Origin of the sequence: Streptomyces sp. NPDC058620 (assembly GCF_042717135.1) — a bacterium.
Taxonomy (GTDB): domain Bacteria; phylum Actinomycetota; class Actinomycetes; order Streptomycetales; family Streptomycetaceae; genus Streptomyces.
In genome coordinates this window covers 136,680-150,869 of sequence record NZ_JBHXQO010000014.1, presented here as the reverse complement: position 1 = coordinate 150,869, position 14,190 = coordinate 136,680, and the positions used below count along the sequence as shown (strand labels likewise).

The 14,190-nt window shown below is 70.9% G+C and carries 15 protein-coding genes and 1 pseudogene; 10 read left to right on the top strand and 6 right to left on the bottom strand.

Features of this window, described 5'->3' with window-relative positions; translation table 11 throughout:
* Nucleotides 1-86: 86 nt before the first annotated feature.
* Nucleotides 87-962 (bottom strand): undecaprenyl-diphosphate phosphatase, encoded by an 876-nt coding sequence (locus tag ACFWSK_RS16825; RefSeq protein ID WP_383786125.1) that lies wholly within the window; start codon nt 960-962, stop codon nt 87-89.
* Between the two features lie 203 nt (nt 963-1,165).
* Nucleotides 1,166-1,876 (bottom strand): TVP38/TMEM64 family protein, encoded by a 711-nt coding sequence (locus tag ACFWSK_RS16820; RefSeq protein WP_383786122.1) that lies wholly within the window; start codon nt 1,874-1,876, stop codon nt 1,166-1,168.
* Nucleotides 1,877-2,036: 160 nt separating this feature from the next.
* Here ACFWSK_RS16820 and ACFWSK_RS16815 point away from each other — a divergent pair, with 160 nt between their 5' ends.
* The 3 genes from ACFWSK_RS16815 to ACFWSK_RS16805 all read left to right on the top strand — a co-directional run bounded on the left by ACFWSK_RS16815 (nt 2,037) and on the right by ACFWSK_RS16805 (nt 4,348).
* Entirely contained in the window at nt 2,037-2,162 is a 126-nt protein-coding gene (locus ACFWSK_RS16815) for a hypothetical protein (protein ID WP_383786119.1), read from the top strand.
* A gap of 91 nt (nt 2,163-2,253) precedes the next feature.
* A complete protein-coding gene (gene tuf, locus ACFWSK_RS16810) occupies nt 2,254-3,423 on the top strand; it encodes an elongation factor Tu (RefSeq protein ID WP_383786116.1) in 1,170 nt (389 codons plus the stop codon).
* Nucleotides 3,424-3,502: 79 nt separating this feature from the next.
* Entirely contained in the window at nt 3,503-4,348 is an 846-nt protein-coding gene (locus ACFWSK_RS16805) for a spermidine synthase (protein ID WP_383786113.1), read from the top strand.
* Here ACFWSK_RS16805 and ACFWSK_RS16800 read toward each other — a convergent pair.
* The gene (locus tag ACFWSK_RS16800) at nt 4,310-5,650 is read right to left on the bottom strand and encodes an MFS transporter (protein WP_383786111.1); all 1,341 of its coding nucleotides are present in this window, start codon (nt 5,648-5,650) and stop codon (nt 4,310-4,312) included. The two genes, ACFWSK_RS16805 and ACFWSK_RS16800, sit on opposite strands and share 39 nt — an antisense overlap.
* Before the next feature lie 55 nt (nt 5,651-5,705).
* Nucleotides 5,706-6,752 (bottom strand): hypothetical protein, encoded by a 1,047-nt coding sequence (locus ACFWSK_RS16795; protein WP_383786108.1) that lies wholly within the window; start codon nt 6,750-6,752, stop codon nt 5,706-5,708.
* Between the two features lie 109 nt (nt 6,753-6,861).
* Between ACFWSK_RS16795 and ACFWSK_RS16790 the strand changes: the two genes are divergently transcribed.
* Together ACFWSK_RS16790 and ACFWSK_RS16785 are read left to right on the top strand one after the other, a co-directional pair.
* Entirely contained in the window at nt 6,862-7,299 is a 438-nt protein-coding gene (locus tag ACFWSK_RS16790) for a DUF4442 domain-containing protein (protein ID WP_383786181.1), read from the top strand.
* A 168-nt stretch (nt 7,300-7,467) separates the two neighbouring features.
* Entirely contained in the window at nt 7,468-8,127 is a 660-nt protein-coding gene (locus ACFWSK_RS16785) for a DedA family protein (RefSeq protein ID WP_383786106.1), read from the top strand.
* Between the two features lie 22 nt (nt 8,128-8,149).
* Here the strand turns inward: ACFWSK_RS16785 and ACFWSK_RS16780 are convergent, their stop codons facing one another.
* A complete protein-coding gene (locus ACFWSK_RS16780) occupies nt 8,150-8,680 on the bottom strand; it encodes a gamma carbonic anhydrase family protein (protein ID WP_383786103.1) in 531 nt (176 codons plus the stop codon).
* 139 nt (nt 8,681-8,819) lie between these two features.
* On the opposite strand from ACFWSK_RS16780, the gene ACFWSK_RS16775 reads away from it, so the two are divergent.
* Nucleotides 8,820-9,584, top strand: coding sequence for an acyltransferase (locus ACFWSK_RS16775; protein ID WP_383786100.1), 765 nt, complete (start codon nt 8,820-8,822; stop codon nt 9,582-9,584).
* On the opposite strand, the pseudogene ACFWSK_RS16770 reads toward ACFWSK_RS16775, so the two are convergent.
* Nucleotides 9,581-9,778 (bottom strand): annotated as a pseudogene (locus ACFWSK_RS16770) (DMT family transporter); the annotation flags it as partial. The gene ACFWSK_RS16775 and the pseudogene ACFWSK_RS16770 sit on opposite strands and share 4 nt — an antisense overlap.
* 149 nt (nt 9,779-9,927) lie before the next feature.
* Between ACFWSK_RS16770 and ACFWSK_RS16765 the strand changes: the two are divergent.
* The 4 genes from ACFWSK_RS16765 to ACFWSK_RS16750 all read left to right on the top strand — a co-directional run bounded on the left by ACFWSK_RS16765 (nt 9,928) and on the right by ACFWSK_RS16750 (nt 14,114).
* The gene (locus tag ACFWSK_RS16765) at nt 9,928-10,500 is read left to right on the top strand and encodes a helix-turn-helix domain-containing protein (protein WP_383786097.1); all 573 of its coding nucleotides are present in this window, start codon (nt 9,928-9,930) and stop codon (nt 10,498-10,500) included.
* A gap of 44 nt (nt 10,501-10,544) precedes the next feature.
* Complete coding sequence (locus ACFWSK_RS16760) at nt 10,545-11,099, top strand: YbaK/EbsC family protein (RefSeq protein WP_383786094.1); 555 nt, start codon at nt 10,545-10,547, stop codon at nt 11,097-11,099.
* A 365-nt stretch (nt 11,100-11,464) separates the two neighbouring features.
* Nucleotides 11,465-11,659: a hypothetical protein gene (locus ACFWSK_RS16755; protein WP_383786092.1), complete on the top strand. Its 195-nt coding sequence runs from the start codon at nt 11,465-11,467 to the stop codon at nt 11,657-11,659.
* Nucleotides 11,660-11,681: 22 nt separating this feature from the next.
* Nucleotides 11,682-14,114: an FxsB family cyclophane-forming radical SAM/SPASM peptide maturase gene (locus ACFWSK_RS16750; protein WP_383786089.1), complete on the top strand. Its 2,433-nt coding sequence runs from the start codon at nt 11,682-11,684 to the stop codon at nt 14,112-14,114.
* The last annotated feature ends 76 nt before the right edge of the window (nt 14,115-14,190 follow it).

Below are 14,190 nucleotides of genomic sequence, written 5' to 3'. Positions count from 1 at the left end.
TGGGAGACAAGTGGGAGATGATCATGGCGCGGTGCTGCAATCAGGCGCTAGGAAATGCTCGATAGCGCTACCTGTACGGCCCTGGATCAGCCGCCGGATTCGCCCGCGTGCGGGCTGAGCACACCGGCTCCCACCAGCACGAACAGCAGGATGCCGAGCAGGATTCGATAGATCACGAACGGCATGAAGCTCTTCGTAGTGATGAATCTCATGAACCACGAGATGACGGCGTAGCCCACGCCGAAGGCGATGAACGTCGCGAAGATCGTCGGCCCCCAGGACACATGGCCACCCTCGCTCGCGTCCTTCAGCTCGAAGAGGCCCGAGGCGAGCACCGCGGGAATCGCGAGGAGGAACGAATAGCGGGCCGCGGCCTCGCGGGTGTAGCCCATCAGCAGACCACCGCTGATCGTCGCCCCGGAACGGGACACACCCGGAATCAGCGCCAGCGCCTGGCAGAAGCCGAAGATCAGGCCGTCCCTGATGCCCAGCTCCTTGAGTGACTTGCGCTCCCTGACCGCGCGGTGCTTCCCCCCGGCCTCGTCGCGGGCCGCGAGACGGTCCGCGATACCGAGGACGATGCCCATGACGATGAGCGTGGTCGCGATCAGCCGCAGGTCACGGAACGGTCCCTCGATCTGGTCCTTGAACGTCACGCCCAGCACACCGATGGGGATCGAGCCCACGATGACCAGCCAGCCCATCTGGGCGTCGTGGTCGCCGCGCATGGAGGCGTTCGTCAGCGAACGGAACCAGGCGGAGACAATCCGGGAAATGTCCTTGCGGAAGTAGATGAGGACTGCCGTCTCCGTGCCGATCTGGGTGATGGCGGTGAACGCCGCACCCGGGTCGTGCCAGCCCGCGAAAGCGGCGGTGAGCCGCAGGTGGGCGCTGGAGGAGATCGGCAGGAACTCGGTCAGTCCCTGAACGAGGCCCAGGACGAATGATTCGAACCAGCTCATGGGGCTAAGGCCATCCCGGAGGTGATCATGCATCGGCCGACGGACGCGAAGGCCGTCGGCACCGTGCGGATTGCGGTCAGTGAGGGACGGGACGCCTGCGCCCCGGAGATCCTTTGTCGGTCGCGGGCAGCGTATCGCCTGTCGGTGAACGCGCTTCCTCCTGCCCCCTTCCGCCCCCTGGCACAGCCACCGGGGTCAGCGGATCACCCGGCGCCGAGCCGGTGGCGCTTGCGCCAGGCGACCAGGGCCGCGCCCGCGCCCGACAGCACGATGAAGCCCATCGCCACAAGGAACGCGGGAGACGTGGGGGAGGACGCCTCGCTGCCCGCGATGACGTACGCGGCCGTGTTCGGAATGGAGCCGAGCCCGGTGGCCAGGAGGAACGGCGGGTATCCCATCCGCGAGGTCGCCGCACAGTAGTTGGCCGCGGCGAACGGCACCCCGGGGAAGAGCCGCAGCGCGAGCATCGACCGGAAGCCGTGCCGGCTGAGCAGCCCGTCCGCCGCCTTCAGCCACCGGCCGCGCAGCAGCGTACGGAGCGCGTCCTGCCCCAGCACCCGGCCCAGTGTGAAGGAGACGCCCGCCCCGAGCACGGTGCCCGCGAGCGCCGCCGCCAGACCGGCCTGGGAGCCGAAGAGCGCGCCCGCCGCGAGGTTCAGCAGCGGACGGGGCACGAACGCCACCGTGCACACGCCGTACGCGAGACCGAACACCATCGCCGCGGTGCCGCCCGTCAGCTCGGGCGGCCGGCCGGCGGCCAGCAGCCGCTGTGGTTCGAACAGCAGCATCGTCGAGGCGGCGGCCAGCAGCAGCACCACGAGCAGCGACAACCGGGACCACGGGGAGAGCAGCGCCCTCGTACAGCGCACTGCGAGACCTCCGGCGGGCCGGTCGGCGGGGACGGGGTCGAACATCTGGGGAGAGTAACCGAAGCGTGGGTGTGATCGTCGTAATGCGCGCGCTGAGAGCACGGAGTCCACGCCTGCCGCTGCCCCGTTGCCTGTACGGCCGGCACGCGGTCGCACCGAGCGAAAACCAGTCGACGCGGACCCCGCCGCCCGTCATGATCAGGGCATGTTCCGGTACGCCTTCCTCGCAGCGCAGTCCGCAGTCGCGGACGCGCCGAAGGCTGCCGTTCCCACCGCGGCGGAACTCGCCGCGACGGCCGTGGCAGCGCCCATCGGCGGCGCCCGAAGCTGACCCTCCCCCGACAGTCCGGCGGACCCCGTAAGGGGAGGGTCGGCAGGGCCCTGGGGTCTCTCGCTCAGCTTCGAACCACAAGGAATCAGCCATGCCCAAGACGGCATACGTGCGCACCAAGCCGCACCTCAACATCGGCACCATGGGCCACGTCGACCACGGCAAGACGACCCTGACCGCCGCCATCACCAAGGTCCTCAGCGACCGCGGGACAGGTACGTTCGTGCCGTTCGACCGGATCGACCGGGCGCCCGAGGAGGCGCAGCGCGGCATCACCATCAACATCGCGCACGTCGAGTACGAGACCGACACCCGGCACTACGCGCATGTCGACATGCCCGGTCACGCCGACTACATCAAGAACATGGTCACCGGAGCCGCGCAGCTCGACGGGGCGATCCTCGTCGTCTCGGCGCTGGACGGGATCATGCCGCAGACCGCGGAGCACGTCCTGCTCGCCCGTCAGGTCGGCGTCGACCACATCGTCGTCGCCCTCAACAAGGCCGACGCGGGCGACCCCGAGCTGACCGACCTGGTCGAGCTGGAGGTACGCGACCTGTTGTCCGCGCACGGGTACGGCCGTGACACCGTCCCCGTCGTGCGGGTCTCGGGGCTGGGCGCGCTGGAGGGCGACCCACGCTGGACCGCGTCGATCGAGGGACTGCTGGACGCCGTCGACACGTACGTACCGATGCCGGTGCGTTACACCGACGCGCCGTTCCTGCTGTCGGTGGAGAACGTGCTCACCATCACCGGCCGCGGGACCGTCGTCACCGGAGCCGTCGAGCGCGGAACGGTCCGCGTCGGCGACCGGGTCGCGGTGCTCGGCGCGGACATCGAGACGGTCGTCACCGGTCTGGAGACCTTCGGCAAGCCGATGGAGTTCGCCGAGGCCGGCGACAACGTCGCGGTGCTGCTGCGCGGAGTGGAGCGCGACCGGGTCCGCCGGGGCCATGTGGTGGCGGCGCCGGACAGCGTCAGTCCCAGCCGTCGCTTCACCGCCCAGGTGTACGTCCTGTCGGGGCGGGAAGGTGGCCGCACCACCCCGGTCACCACCGGATACCGGCCGCAGTTCTACATCCGTACCGCCGATGTCGTCGGAGACGTCGACCTCGGGGAAGCCGCGGTCGCGCGTCCCGGTGAGACGGTCACCATGACCGTCGAGCTCGGCCGTGACATCCCGCTGGAGCCGGGACTCGGCTTCGCGATCCGCGAGGGCGGCCGGACGGTCGGCGCCGGTACGGTCACCGGACTGCTCTGACGTGGCGGACCCGCCTCCGTGGCCCACAGGGCCCGGCGGGCGGGTCCGTCGCTTCCCGTCCGACCCTCACAATGGGGGAGTGAACGAGCCGATACCCGTCATCCGAGACGTCGACCACGGCACCGCCCGGCTGCTGCCCGACGTGGACCGCGACCGGGCCTGGCTGCTCACGGTCGACGGCGCCCCGCAGTCGTACGTGGACCTGGACGATCCGGCGTACCTGGAGTTCGAGTACGTACGACGCCTCGCCCACGTCCTGGACTGCGCGGCCGAGCCGGGCGCCGCGCTCGACGTGATCCATCTCGGCGGCGGTGCCCTCACCCTGCCCCGCTACGCCGCCGCCACCCGGCCGGGTTCGCGGCAGGACGTGGTGGAGGCGGACCGCGGGCTGCTGGCGCTGGTCGCCGAGCACCTGCCGCTCCCCGAAGGGGCGGGCATCGCCGTGCACGGCACCGACGCCCGCGCCTGGCTCGAACAGGCGCCGCCGGAGTCCGCGGACGTCCTGATCGCCGACGTCTTCGGCGGCTCCCGGGTGCCCGCCCACCTCACGTCCGTCGAGTACGCGCGCGCCGCGGGACGGGTCCTGCGCGAGGACGGGATCTACGCGGCGAATCTGGCGGACGGGTCGCCGTTCGGATTTCTCCGCTCCCAACTGGCCACCTTCGCGGCGGTTTTCGACCACGTCGTCCTGCTCGCCGAACCCGCCGTGCTGCGCGGCCGCCGTTTCGGCAACGTCGTGCTCCTCGCCGCGCACAGCGCCGTCGACACCGGGCCGCTGACCCGCCTCTGCGCGGGCGACGTGTTCCCGGCCCGTGTCGAGTACGGGGCCGCGCTGACCCGGCTCATCGGCGAGGCGAAACCGGTGCGGGACGCCGAGGCGGTCGCCTCACCCGAGCCCCCTGCCGGTGCCTTCAGCATCGGCTGAGGACACCGCGGGCAGCCTCGCGGACGGGAGCTTCGCGGCGTCCCCCACGAGGTCCTTGCCCGTGCCGCCCGTACGGCGCGTCAGATTGCGTACGTCCGGAACGAGCAGCACGAGCGCCGTGACCAGTACGACCAGCACCGCGCACCCCCACAGCGCCTGGCTGCGGCCGACGAGTCCTTCCACCGGACCGGCCAGCGCGGTGGAGAGCGGCACCATGGCGACGGAGCCGAACCAGTCGTAGGCCGAGACCTGCGACAGCTTCTCCTCCGGGATCTCCTGGTGCATCGCCGTCATCCAGGAGACACCGAACACCTCGATGGCGACGCCGCTGACGAACATCACCGCGGCCAGTCCCGCCACCGGAAGCGGCACCGCGAGCGCCGCCGACGGCAGGGCGAGCGGGAACACGCAGAGGGTTCCGGCCAGCAGCAGCCGCCGCGGTTTCCAGCGCATCATCAACACGGCCCCGGCCAGGGTGCCGACGCCGAACGCGGCGAGTGCGAACCCCCAGGGCGCCGCGCCGCCGAGCTCGTCCCTGGCGACCAGGGGCCCGTACACCGACTCGGCGGCCGCGACGACCGCCACGACCACGGAGAACTGCGCCACGATCGCCCACAGCCAGGGACGCCCGGTGAACTCCTGCCAGCCCTCGCGCAGATCGGCCAGCAGTCCGCCGCCCGCCGCGCGCACGGGGATGTGACTCACATCGAGAAACGCCCGCAGGAGCCCGGCGACGGCGAAGGCGGCCGCGTCCACGGCGAGCACCCAGCCCGGGTCCATGGCCGCGATCATCGCCCCGCCCAGGGCCGCTCCGCCGATGGCCGCACCGTGCATCGACATCCGGAAGAGCGCGAAGGCACGACTGGCGTGCTCGGCGTCGACGCTGGACATCAGCATGCCCTCGGCCGCCGGGTTGAAGAACGCCTGTCCCGTGCCGCAGAGAGCGGTCAGCAGCATCATCTGCCACAGCTGGGCATCGCCGGTCAGGACCAGCCAGGCGAAGACGGCCTGCGACACGCAGTTCAGGGCGTTCGCGGCCACCATCACCCGGTGGCGCGGGAGCCGGTCGGCTATCGCGCCACCGATGAGCAGGAAGAGCACCAGCGGGGCGGTACGGGCGGCGGCGACCAGTCCGATGTCGCCGCCGTCGCCTCCCGACTCCAGAACCGCGAACGCCGCCGCGATCAGCGCGCCATGGGTACCCAGGCTGGTGATGATCGCGGCGGCGGTCAGCAGACCGTAGTTGCGGCCGGCACCGACAGGGCGGGCGGCGGGGGCGGGAGGCTCGGAGGCGGAGGTCACCAGGGGACTATCGCCACCGGAACCCCTCCTCGACAAATCGAGGAGGGGGTGAGGGTCAGGAAGCGGACTTCGCCAGCCGCACCGTGCTCAGGATCTGCTGGATGGTGGTGTCCGGGAGCTCGTCCTTGACGCCCGCGTTGGCGTACAGGACCCAGGTCGAGTACTCCTTCTTGGCGTTCGTGAAGGTGAAGGCGATCGACTTGCCGTCGGTGTCGCACTTCTTCTTCTTGGAGACGTCCGCCGCGGTCGCCGTCACCAGGCTGCCGGAGAGGCCCGACTTGGTGGTGTACGGCTTGGGCTTGCCCACCTTGACGGTGCCCTTGGGCTCCTCCTGGGCGTAGGCGGCCCACACCCAGTTGCCCGCCTCGTTCCTGGCGGCCTCGTCGGTGCTCTTCGCGCCCTGGGCGCCCTTGGTACCGACACCGGCGAGACCGGTGTCCTCCTTGGTGCCGTCCTTGTCCGCGTCGTCCACGCACCACTTGCTCTTGTAGTAGGCCGGTGCGGAGAAGCCGACAGCGGGCGGCCCCGTCGGGTTCTTGACGTCCTCGAAACCGGAGATCACGCTCGTGGCCGCGACCTCCCAGTCACCCGGGACGTCGAACTGCGTGCCCCACTTGGGGTTGGTGACGACCTTCCACCCGGGGATCAGCGGCTCGGCGTCCCCGCCGCCCCGCGGGTTCCCGGCGGGAGACGACGTGGCCTCCGAAGGCTTCGCCGTCGCGGACGACTTCTTGTCGTCGGCGACGGTCTTGCCGCCCTCCTCGTCGTCCTTGCCCAGCACGATCACACCCGTGACGACCGCCGTCACGACGACCGCGGTGGCGGCGACGATCGCGACGATCGTCGTCTTCTTCTTGTCGTCGCCCTGCGGGCCGCCGGGCTGACCCGGAACGGCGTACTGCGGCACGGTCGGCTGCTGGTACGGATTGGGCTGCGGATACCCCGGCTGCTGCGCGGGCTGACCCGGCTGCTGATACCCGGGCTGCTGGTATCCCGGCTGCTGATAGGGATTCGGCTGCTGGTACCCCGGCTGCTGGTACGGGTTCTGGTTCTGGTCCTGCGGGTTCTGCTCGCCCCCGGGCGGCTGCTGTCCTGGCCACATGGCCAGTAACCATAGAGGGGACGCGCCACCGCTGCTACGGCCGCCCCCGTGCCGGGATGGCCAAACGACCCTACTCGTGAGTAACCTTCGGCGCATGAGCGCTGAACAGATGACAGTCGGCGAGATGCTCGTCGCGACGGTCCCGATGGCCAGGACCCTCAACCTGGAGTTCCTGGAGACGACCGCGGACCGCGCGGTCGTCCGGCTCCCCGACCAGGCCGAGTACCACAACCACGTCGGCGGACCGCACGCCGGAGCGATGTTCACGCTCGCCGAGTCCGCGAGCGGCGCCATCGTCATCGCGGCCTTCGGCGACCAGATGTCGCGTGCCGTGCCGCTCGCCGTGTCGGCGGAGATCGGCTACAAGAAGCTGGCCATGGGCGAGGTCACCGCGACCGCCACCCTCGGCCGGCCCGCGTCCGAGGTCGTCGCCGAACTCGACGAGGGCAAGCGGCCCGAGTTCCCCGTCGCCATCGAGATCCGGCGTGCCGACGGTGCGGTGACGGGCGAGATGACCGTCGTCTGGACACTGCGTCCGAACAGCTGACCTCCGGTTCTTACGGGCGGGGCCGTCGCGCATCCCGGTGGGGGGCGCGGCGGCCCTGTGTGCTGCCGGGGGCGGGTAGGCTGCCCGCCGTGCGCCACGGAGGTGCGCGGTGGGTGGTGAGCGGCTGCGCGGGGCGCGGCCGCGGAGCCTGTACGGGAGGAACCGGCGTTGCACGTCCAGGAGTGGCTCGAGACCGTTCCCGCGGTCAGTATCTACCTCCTCGTGGGGGTCGTCATCGGACTCGAGAGTCTGGGCATTCCACTGCCGGGCGAGATCATCCTCGTCAGCTCGGCGCTCCTCGCCTCGCAGCACGGTGACATCGATCCCGTGGTGCTCGGCGTCTGCGCCACGGCCGGCGCCATCATCGGCGACTCGATCGGTTACGCCATCGGCCGCAGGGGCGGCCGGCCCCTGCTCGCCTGGCTCGGCGGCCGGTTCCCCAAGCACTTCGGGGAGGCCCAGATCGCCATGGCGGAGCGGTCCTTCGAGAAGTGGGGCATGTGGGCGGTCTTCTTCGGCCGTTTCGTGGCGCTGCTGCGCATCTTCGCCGGGCCGCTGGCAGGCGTCCTGCACATGCCGTACTGGAAGTTCCTGATCGCCAACGTCTTCGGCGGCATCCTCTGGGCGGGCGGCACGACGGCCGTCGTCTACTCCGTCGGCGTCGTCGCCGAGGCATGGCTGAAGCGCTTCTCGTGGCTGGGCTTGGTGTTCGCCGTACTCATCGGCCTGACCTCGATGCTCGTGCTCAAGAACCGGGCCAGGAAGGCTGCCGCGCAGAACTCCACCGCCCCCTCGCCCGAGCCGGTGGCCGTGCCGGCCGCCGACTGAGCCGGCGGCCGGGTCCGGTCACTCAGCCTTCGTGCTCCGCGCGGTGCGCCTTGGCCAGCTCGACGTAACCGACCGCGTTGAACCTGACGCCCTCGCGTTCCTCCGCGGTCAGTTCCCGCTTCACCTTGGCGGGCACCCCCGCGACGAGCGAGTTCGGCGGAACCCGCATGCCCTGCGGTACGAGGGCCTGCGCCGCGACCAGTGAACCCGTGCCGATGTGCGCGCCGTTGAGCACGGTGGCGCCCATGCCGATGAGGACGTCGTCCTCGATCGTGCAGCCGTGCAGGACCGCGTTGTGGCCGACCGAGACCCGGGCGCCGACGGTGAGCGGGAAGCCCGGGTCGGTGTGCACGCTGCAGTTGTCCTGAATATTGCTGTCAGGACCCAGGCTGATGGGGCCGCAGTCCGCACGGAGCACTGCGTGGTACCAGACGCTGGAACCCGGGCTCATCGTGACCTCGCCGATCACGACGGCGGTCGGCGCCACGAAGGCGTCCGCGTCGATGTCCGGCTCCTTGCCGCCCATACCCATGATCAACGCCTGCTCAGCCATGGCCTGCTCCTCCGTGCTCCGGTGCGGTGCGGTCGCTCCGGAGGAACGGTAGGCGACGCCCGCGCGGGCGCGGGGGGTGGGGTGAACATCACAGGGCGGGGCGCCGACCGGCCCCTGCCCCGGCCATTACGGTGTGTCGGTGCCGACGAACAGAATCACGTTCTCCTCGCTCGCCGCCCGGCGGCGCAGCGTCCTGTCCCGGGCCGTACACCGTGCCTGGGCCTGGGTGCAGGAGACGGGTGCGGTCACCGCGGAGCACCCCGGGAGGCTGCGGTTCGGCCGCATCGGCCCCGGGACCCGGCTGGCCTTCCCGCAGGGCACGGTGTTCGGGGAGCGGTGGATCGAGCTCGGGGACCACTGCGTCATCGGCGAGCAGGTCACGCTCACGGCCGGTCTGATGCCCGATCTCGACCTGGGCCCGGAGACGGTCCTGACCCTGGGCAACGGCGTCGTGCTGGGCCGGGGCAGCCATGTCATCGCGGACACCACGGTGACGATCGGCTCGGACACGTACTGCGGCCCGTACGTCTACATCACCTCGACCAACCACAGTTACGACGATCCGCACGAGCCCGTCGGCCGGCAGTGGCCGCGCATGGAACCGGTCGTGATCGGCCCCGGCTGCTGGATCGGCACGGGCGCGGTGATCCTTCCCGGCGCCAGGCTCGGCCGCAATGTGGTGGTCGCCGCGGGGTCGGTCGTCCGGGGGGAGGTCCCCGACCACGCGGTGGTGGCGGGCGCGCCGGCCCGTGTCGTACGGAGCTGGGACCCCGAGAAGGGCTGGCAGCCTCCGCTCCGCACGCCCGCACCGGTCCCGATCCCCGAGGGCGTCACGCCCGAACAGCTCCGGCTCCTCGCGGAAATGGAACCGGACACTCCCGAGGCCGGCCGGCCCGACCGCTAGCCCGACGCGAGCAGGACCGTTCCCACGAGGGCGAGCCCCGCCCCCGCCGTCTGCACACCCCGCAGCCGTTCGCCCAGTACGCCGCGCGCGGCCAGGGCCGTCACCACCGGGTAGAGCGAGGCCAGTACGGCGGCCACGGTGACCGGGCCGTGCTGGGCGGCGATCGCATAGGTGCCGTTGGCCGCGACATCGGCGCGAAGTCGGCCAGCCCCCAGAGGAGACTGGCGGCCAGGGCGAACAGCGCTGTCATTGCATGCCTCGCAGTACAGTGCGGTGAACGGTTCGGTGCACCACACCGTAGTGCAGTATTTTAAACTCTGTCATCCAGAATATTGGACGGAACGTGTCTGACCTCGATCAGCTCACCCAGGCGCTGGCCCGCAATCTCAAGCGGTGGCGGGGTGAGCGCGGTTTCACCCTGGACGCTCTGGCCGCCCGCGCCGGGGTCAGTCGCGGCATGATCATCCAGATCGAGCAGGCGCGGACCAATCCCAGCGTCGGCACCACCGTCAAGCTCGCCGACGCGCTCGGCGTCAGCATCACCACCCTGCTCGACCACGAGCAGGGCCCGCAGGTCCGGCTCGTCCCCGCCGAACAGGCCGTACGCATGTGGTCGACGGAGGCGGGCAGTTCGTCGACGCTGCTCGTCGGCACGGAGGCCGCGGGTCCCCTGGAACTCTGGTCCTGGCGCCTGATGCCCGGCGACGGCAGTGCCTCGGACCCGCATCCCGAGGGGACCGTCGAGCTCCTTCACGTCACCGCGGGCGAGCTGACCCTGGTCGTCGACGGCGAGCCGCACGCGGTGCCGGCTGGTACCTCCGCGACGTTCGAGGCGCATCTGTCGCACGGCTACCACAACGACGGTGCGCAGCCGGCCGAGTTCACCATGGCGGTCTCGGTACCTCCCGTCCGCTGAGACGGTGAACTCCCCTCAGGGGGACGGCTGTTAGCGTGTGCCGCATGCGCGCACCCGTGGGCTCCTTCGAGGACGCCTCTCCCGCTGTGGACCGTATCGACCTGCTCACGCCGCCCGTGGCACGTGCCGTGAGCGCCGGATGGGGCGGCGTGCCGGCCGATCAGATCGTCTACGTCGACACCGATCCGGCGATCGCCGACACCGCCGCCTTCGTGGAGCACCACGGCGCCGAGCTCCTCGACCGGTCCGCCAACTGCGTGGTCGTGGCCGGCAAACGGGGCGGCGAAGTGACCCTGGCCGCCTGTGTGGTTCTCTCCAGGTCGCGCATCGACATGAACGGGGCGCTGCGCAAGCACCTCGGCGCCCGCCGGGTCTCCTTCGCGCCGGTGGACACGGCGCTCGCCGAGACCGGCATGGAGTACGGCGGGGTCACCCCGGTCGGACTGCCCGACGCCTGGCCCGTGCTGATCGACCCCGCCGTGGCCGGCGAGGAGTTCGTGCTGATCGGCAGCGGTCGCCGTCGCGGAAAGCTGATCGTGCCGGGCAAGGCCCTCGCGATGCTGCCGAACGCCGTCCTCGTCGAGGGCCTCGGTGTCTGAATCATTACTGTCCGGAATCATCTTTCATGAATTCCGGGTTTCGGCCGGGGCGGCATAGGAAGGTGTGCATCATGGCCCGCCCTCTGCCCTCGAACTCGTTCGAGCGAACTGTATGCGTGCGCGAAATGGGTGCCCGTATCACTCGCCCGAAGGAGTGCTTTCGGCACGGGGGAAGTACGTGCGTCCCCGGACCGGAGTTTGAGGCACAGGGGGCCAGGTGTGTCTGATTCTCACCCGTTCGGCTTGCGTCTGATTTGCGTTCCTTTTCCCGTTATGCAGAAATGAGGGCCCGTGGTATGCGGACGGCGGAATTCCGCCAATCCGCGCCCGCACGGGCCCTCGTTATTCGATCTGAGAGGCTCTCAATGGACATTTCGCTCGTCTCCGCGGCAGGCAGGCCGGGGATCACCCCCCGCCGACACGCCGCTCCTCGGGTGCCGCTGGCGAAGAGTGCCGCTGTACAGGGCGGCGGCGCGGTGCCCGCCTCCCTCGGCCGTCTGCTGTCGACCGGAACCGGGACGCCCCCGCTGGTCGTCGCGGCCTTTCAGTCGTCCGTCTGAGTAGCCGGACACAGACACCGCCATGGACCGGCCGCCGCTCTCCTTGAGTCAGTTTGTGCTGAAGATGCACAGCCGCTGTGACCTCGCTTGCGACCACTGCTACGTGTACGAGCACGCTGATACGAGTTGGCGTGGCCGGCCCAAGGTGGTGTCCGAGGAAATCCTGGCCAGGTCGGCGGAGCGGATCGCCGAGCACGCCAGGGCCCACCGCCTGCCCGAGGTCCACGTCGTCCTGCACGGCGGCGAACCGCTGCTCGCCGGACCCGCGAGGCTGCGGACGGCGGCCGAGGAGCTCTACCGCGCACTCGACGGCGTGAGCGCCCTTGATCTGCGCATCCACACCAACGGCGTACTGCTCAGCGAACGGTTCTGCGAGCTCTTCACCGAGCTGGGCATCAAGGTCGGAGTGTCGCTGGACGGTGACAGGGCCTCCAACGACCGTCACCGCCGGTACGCCGACGGGCGCAGCAGCCACGCACAGGTCCTGAAGGCCGTCGAACTGCTCAGCGGGCCCCGCTACCGGCATCTGTTCGCCGGCCTGCTCTGCACGATCGACATCGAGAACGACCCCGTCGCCGTGTACGAAGCGCTCGTCGCCCTCGACCCGCCCCGCATGGACTTCCTCCTTCCCCACGCGACCTGGGACGTGCCGCCGCCCCGGCCCCAGGGATCGCCGACGCCGTACGCGGACTGGCTGGACGTCATCCACCGGCGGTGGGAGGCGGACGGCCGTCCCGTGCCGGTACGCGTCTTCGACTCCGTCGAGCGCACGCTGCGCGGCGAGAGCAGCCTCACCGAATCGCTGGGCCTGGCGCCCGCGGATCTCGTGGTGATCGAGACCGATGGATCGTTCGAGCAGGCGGACAGCCTCAAGACGGCATACGAGGACGCGCCCGCCACGGGCATGGACGTCTTCACGCACTCGCTCGACGAGGTGCTCGGTCATCCCGGGCTGCTCGCCCGGCAGCAGGGGATCGAAGAACTCGCCGAGCCGTGCCGGGCCTGTCCGGTGGTCACCTCCTGCGGCGGCGGTCTCTACGCACACCGGTACCGGACCGGCAGTGGAGGCAGCGGTTTCGACAACCCCTCGGTGTTCTGCGCCGACCTGATGGAACTCATCGTGAACATCCGGGACCGTGCACCGGCCGCTCCGTCCCCCACGGCCGACGCGGTGGGGCCGACCCTCGCCGATCTCGGCCTGGACGAGCTGGCGAAGGGCTTCGGGGGCGCCGGGACCGTGGGGCGGCTGGCCGAGAGCCAGCTCGACCTCGGCCGGCACCTCCTCGCCGCCGTGCACGAACGCGGCGCCCGGGCCGACCGGCTCGCGTCCGCCGCCTGGGAGCTCCTCGTCGACCTCGACACCTCGCTGCCCGCCGTGGTGGACGCCGCGGTCGCGCATCCGTATCTGCGGCCCTGGGCCCTGCGCGCCCTGGACGGCAGGGCGCCCGGCACGGCGGGGCAGGGGCTCGCGGAGATCGCCGCCGCCTGCGCGCTGCGTGCCCGGCGCGGCGACCACGTCACGGTGCCGGTGCGCGAGGGGCTGCTGCGGCTGCCGGGACTGGGCACCGTGTCGCTCCCGGGTGACACGGAACAGGCCGAGGTGGCGGCGGGCCGGGACGGATTCACGGTGCGGGCGGCCGGCCGGTGCCTGGAGATCGGCTGGGACAGCGGCGCCGACGGGCTCGTCCGCGGCTGGCGGCCCGTCCGGCTGGTGGAACTGCCCGGCTGGACCGTGGCACTGGAGGACACCGACCCGATGCGCGACAGCCACCAGTGGCCCGTGTCGGACCGGCTCTCCCACGACGAGGCCAAGCTGTGGTCCGAGGACCTCGCCGAGGCGTGGTCGCTGATCGGGCGTGAACTGCCCGCCTACGCACCTGGCGTGGCCGCCGGTCTGCGCACCGTCACCCCGCTGCACGCCCCCGGCGGCAGCGACGTCAGCGCCGCGTCGCGGGAGGCGTTCGGCGCGATCGGTGCGGCGCGGCCCGCCACGCCGGACCTGCTCGCGCTGTTGATCGTCCACGAGTTCCAGCACGTCAAGCTCGGGGCGGTCCTGGACAGCCATGACCTGTACGACCCGGACGGCGGGGGCCGGCTGTTCTACGCTCCCTGGCGCGACGATCCGCGACCGCTGGACGGCCTTCTGCAGGGCACGTACGCGCACCTCGCCGTCACGGACTTCTGGCGGGTGCGCCGGCTGGCCACCCAGGGGCCGGCCGCGCGGGCGGCCGAGGCGCAGTTCGCCCGGTGGCGAGAGCAGACGGCCGCGGCGGTGGACGAACTCGCCGGCTCCGGAGCGCTCACCCCACTGGGAGAACGTTTCGTCTCGGGGATGGGCGAGACGGTCGCGAGCTGGGCGGCCGAGAAGGTCTCACCCGCCGCTCTCGCCGAAGCCGGAAGGGCCGCGGCGGACCACCGTGCGGCGTGGAACGCGGCCGCCTCCGTCCGTACATGATCCAGGCGCCTCCGGATTTGGCAGATTTGACATCAATTGATTGATCCAATGGGAGATTTGATCAATTGGATCAATC

Bases quoted from the DNA above. Each gene is read 5' to 3' on its own strand.
- ACFWSK_RS16825 (WP_383786125.1), bottom strand. From the start codon at position 962: ATGAGCTGGTTCGAATCATTCGTCCTGGGCCTCGTTCAGGGACTGACC.
- ACFWSK_RS16795 (WP_383786108.1), bottom strand. From the start codon at position 6,752: ATGTGGCCAGGACAGCAGCCGCCCGGGGGCGAGCAGAACCCGCAGGAC.
- ACFWSK_RS16750 (WP_383786089.1), top strand. From the start codon at position 11,682: ATGGACCGGCCGCCGCTCTCCTTGAGTCAGTTTGTGCTGAAGATGCAC.
- ACFWSK_RS16760 (WP_383786094.1), top strand. From the start codon at position 10,545: ATGCGCGCACCCGTGGGCTCCTTCGAGGACGCCTCTCCCGCTGTGGAC.
- tuf (WP_383786116.1), top strand. From the start codon at position 2,254: ATGCCCAAGACGGCATACGTGCGCACCAAGCCGCACCTCAACATCGGC.
- ACFWSK_RS16820 (WP_383786122.1), bottom strand. From the start codon at position 1,876: ATGTTCGACCCCGTCCCCGCCGACCGGCCCGCCGGAGGTCTCGCAGTG.
- ACFWSK_RS16815 (WP_383786119.1), top strand. From the start codon at position 2,037: ATGTTCCGGTACGCCTTCCTCGCAGCGCAGTCCGCAGTCGCGGACGCG.
- ACFWSK_RS16780 (WP_383786103.1), bottom strand. From the start codon at position 8,680: ATGGCTGAGCAGGCGTTGATCATGGGTATGGGCGGCAAGGAGCCGGAC.
- ACFWSK_RS16790 (WP_383786181.1), top strand. From the start codon at position 6,862: ATGACAGTCGGCGAGATGCTCGTCGCGACGGTCCCGATGGCCAGGACC.
- ACFWSK_RS16755 (WP_383786092.1), top strand. From the start codon at position 11,465: ATGGACATTTCGCTCGTCTCCGCGGCAGGCAGGCCGGGGATCACCCCC.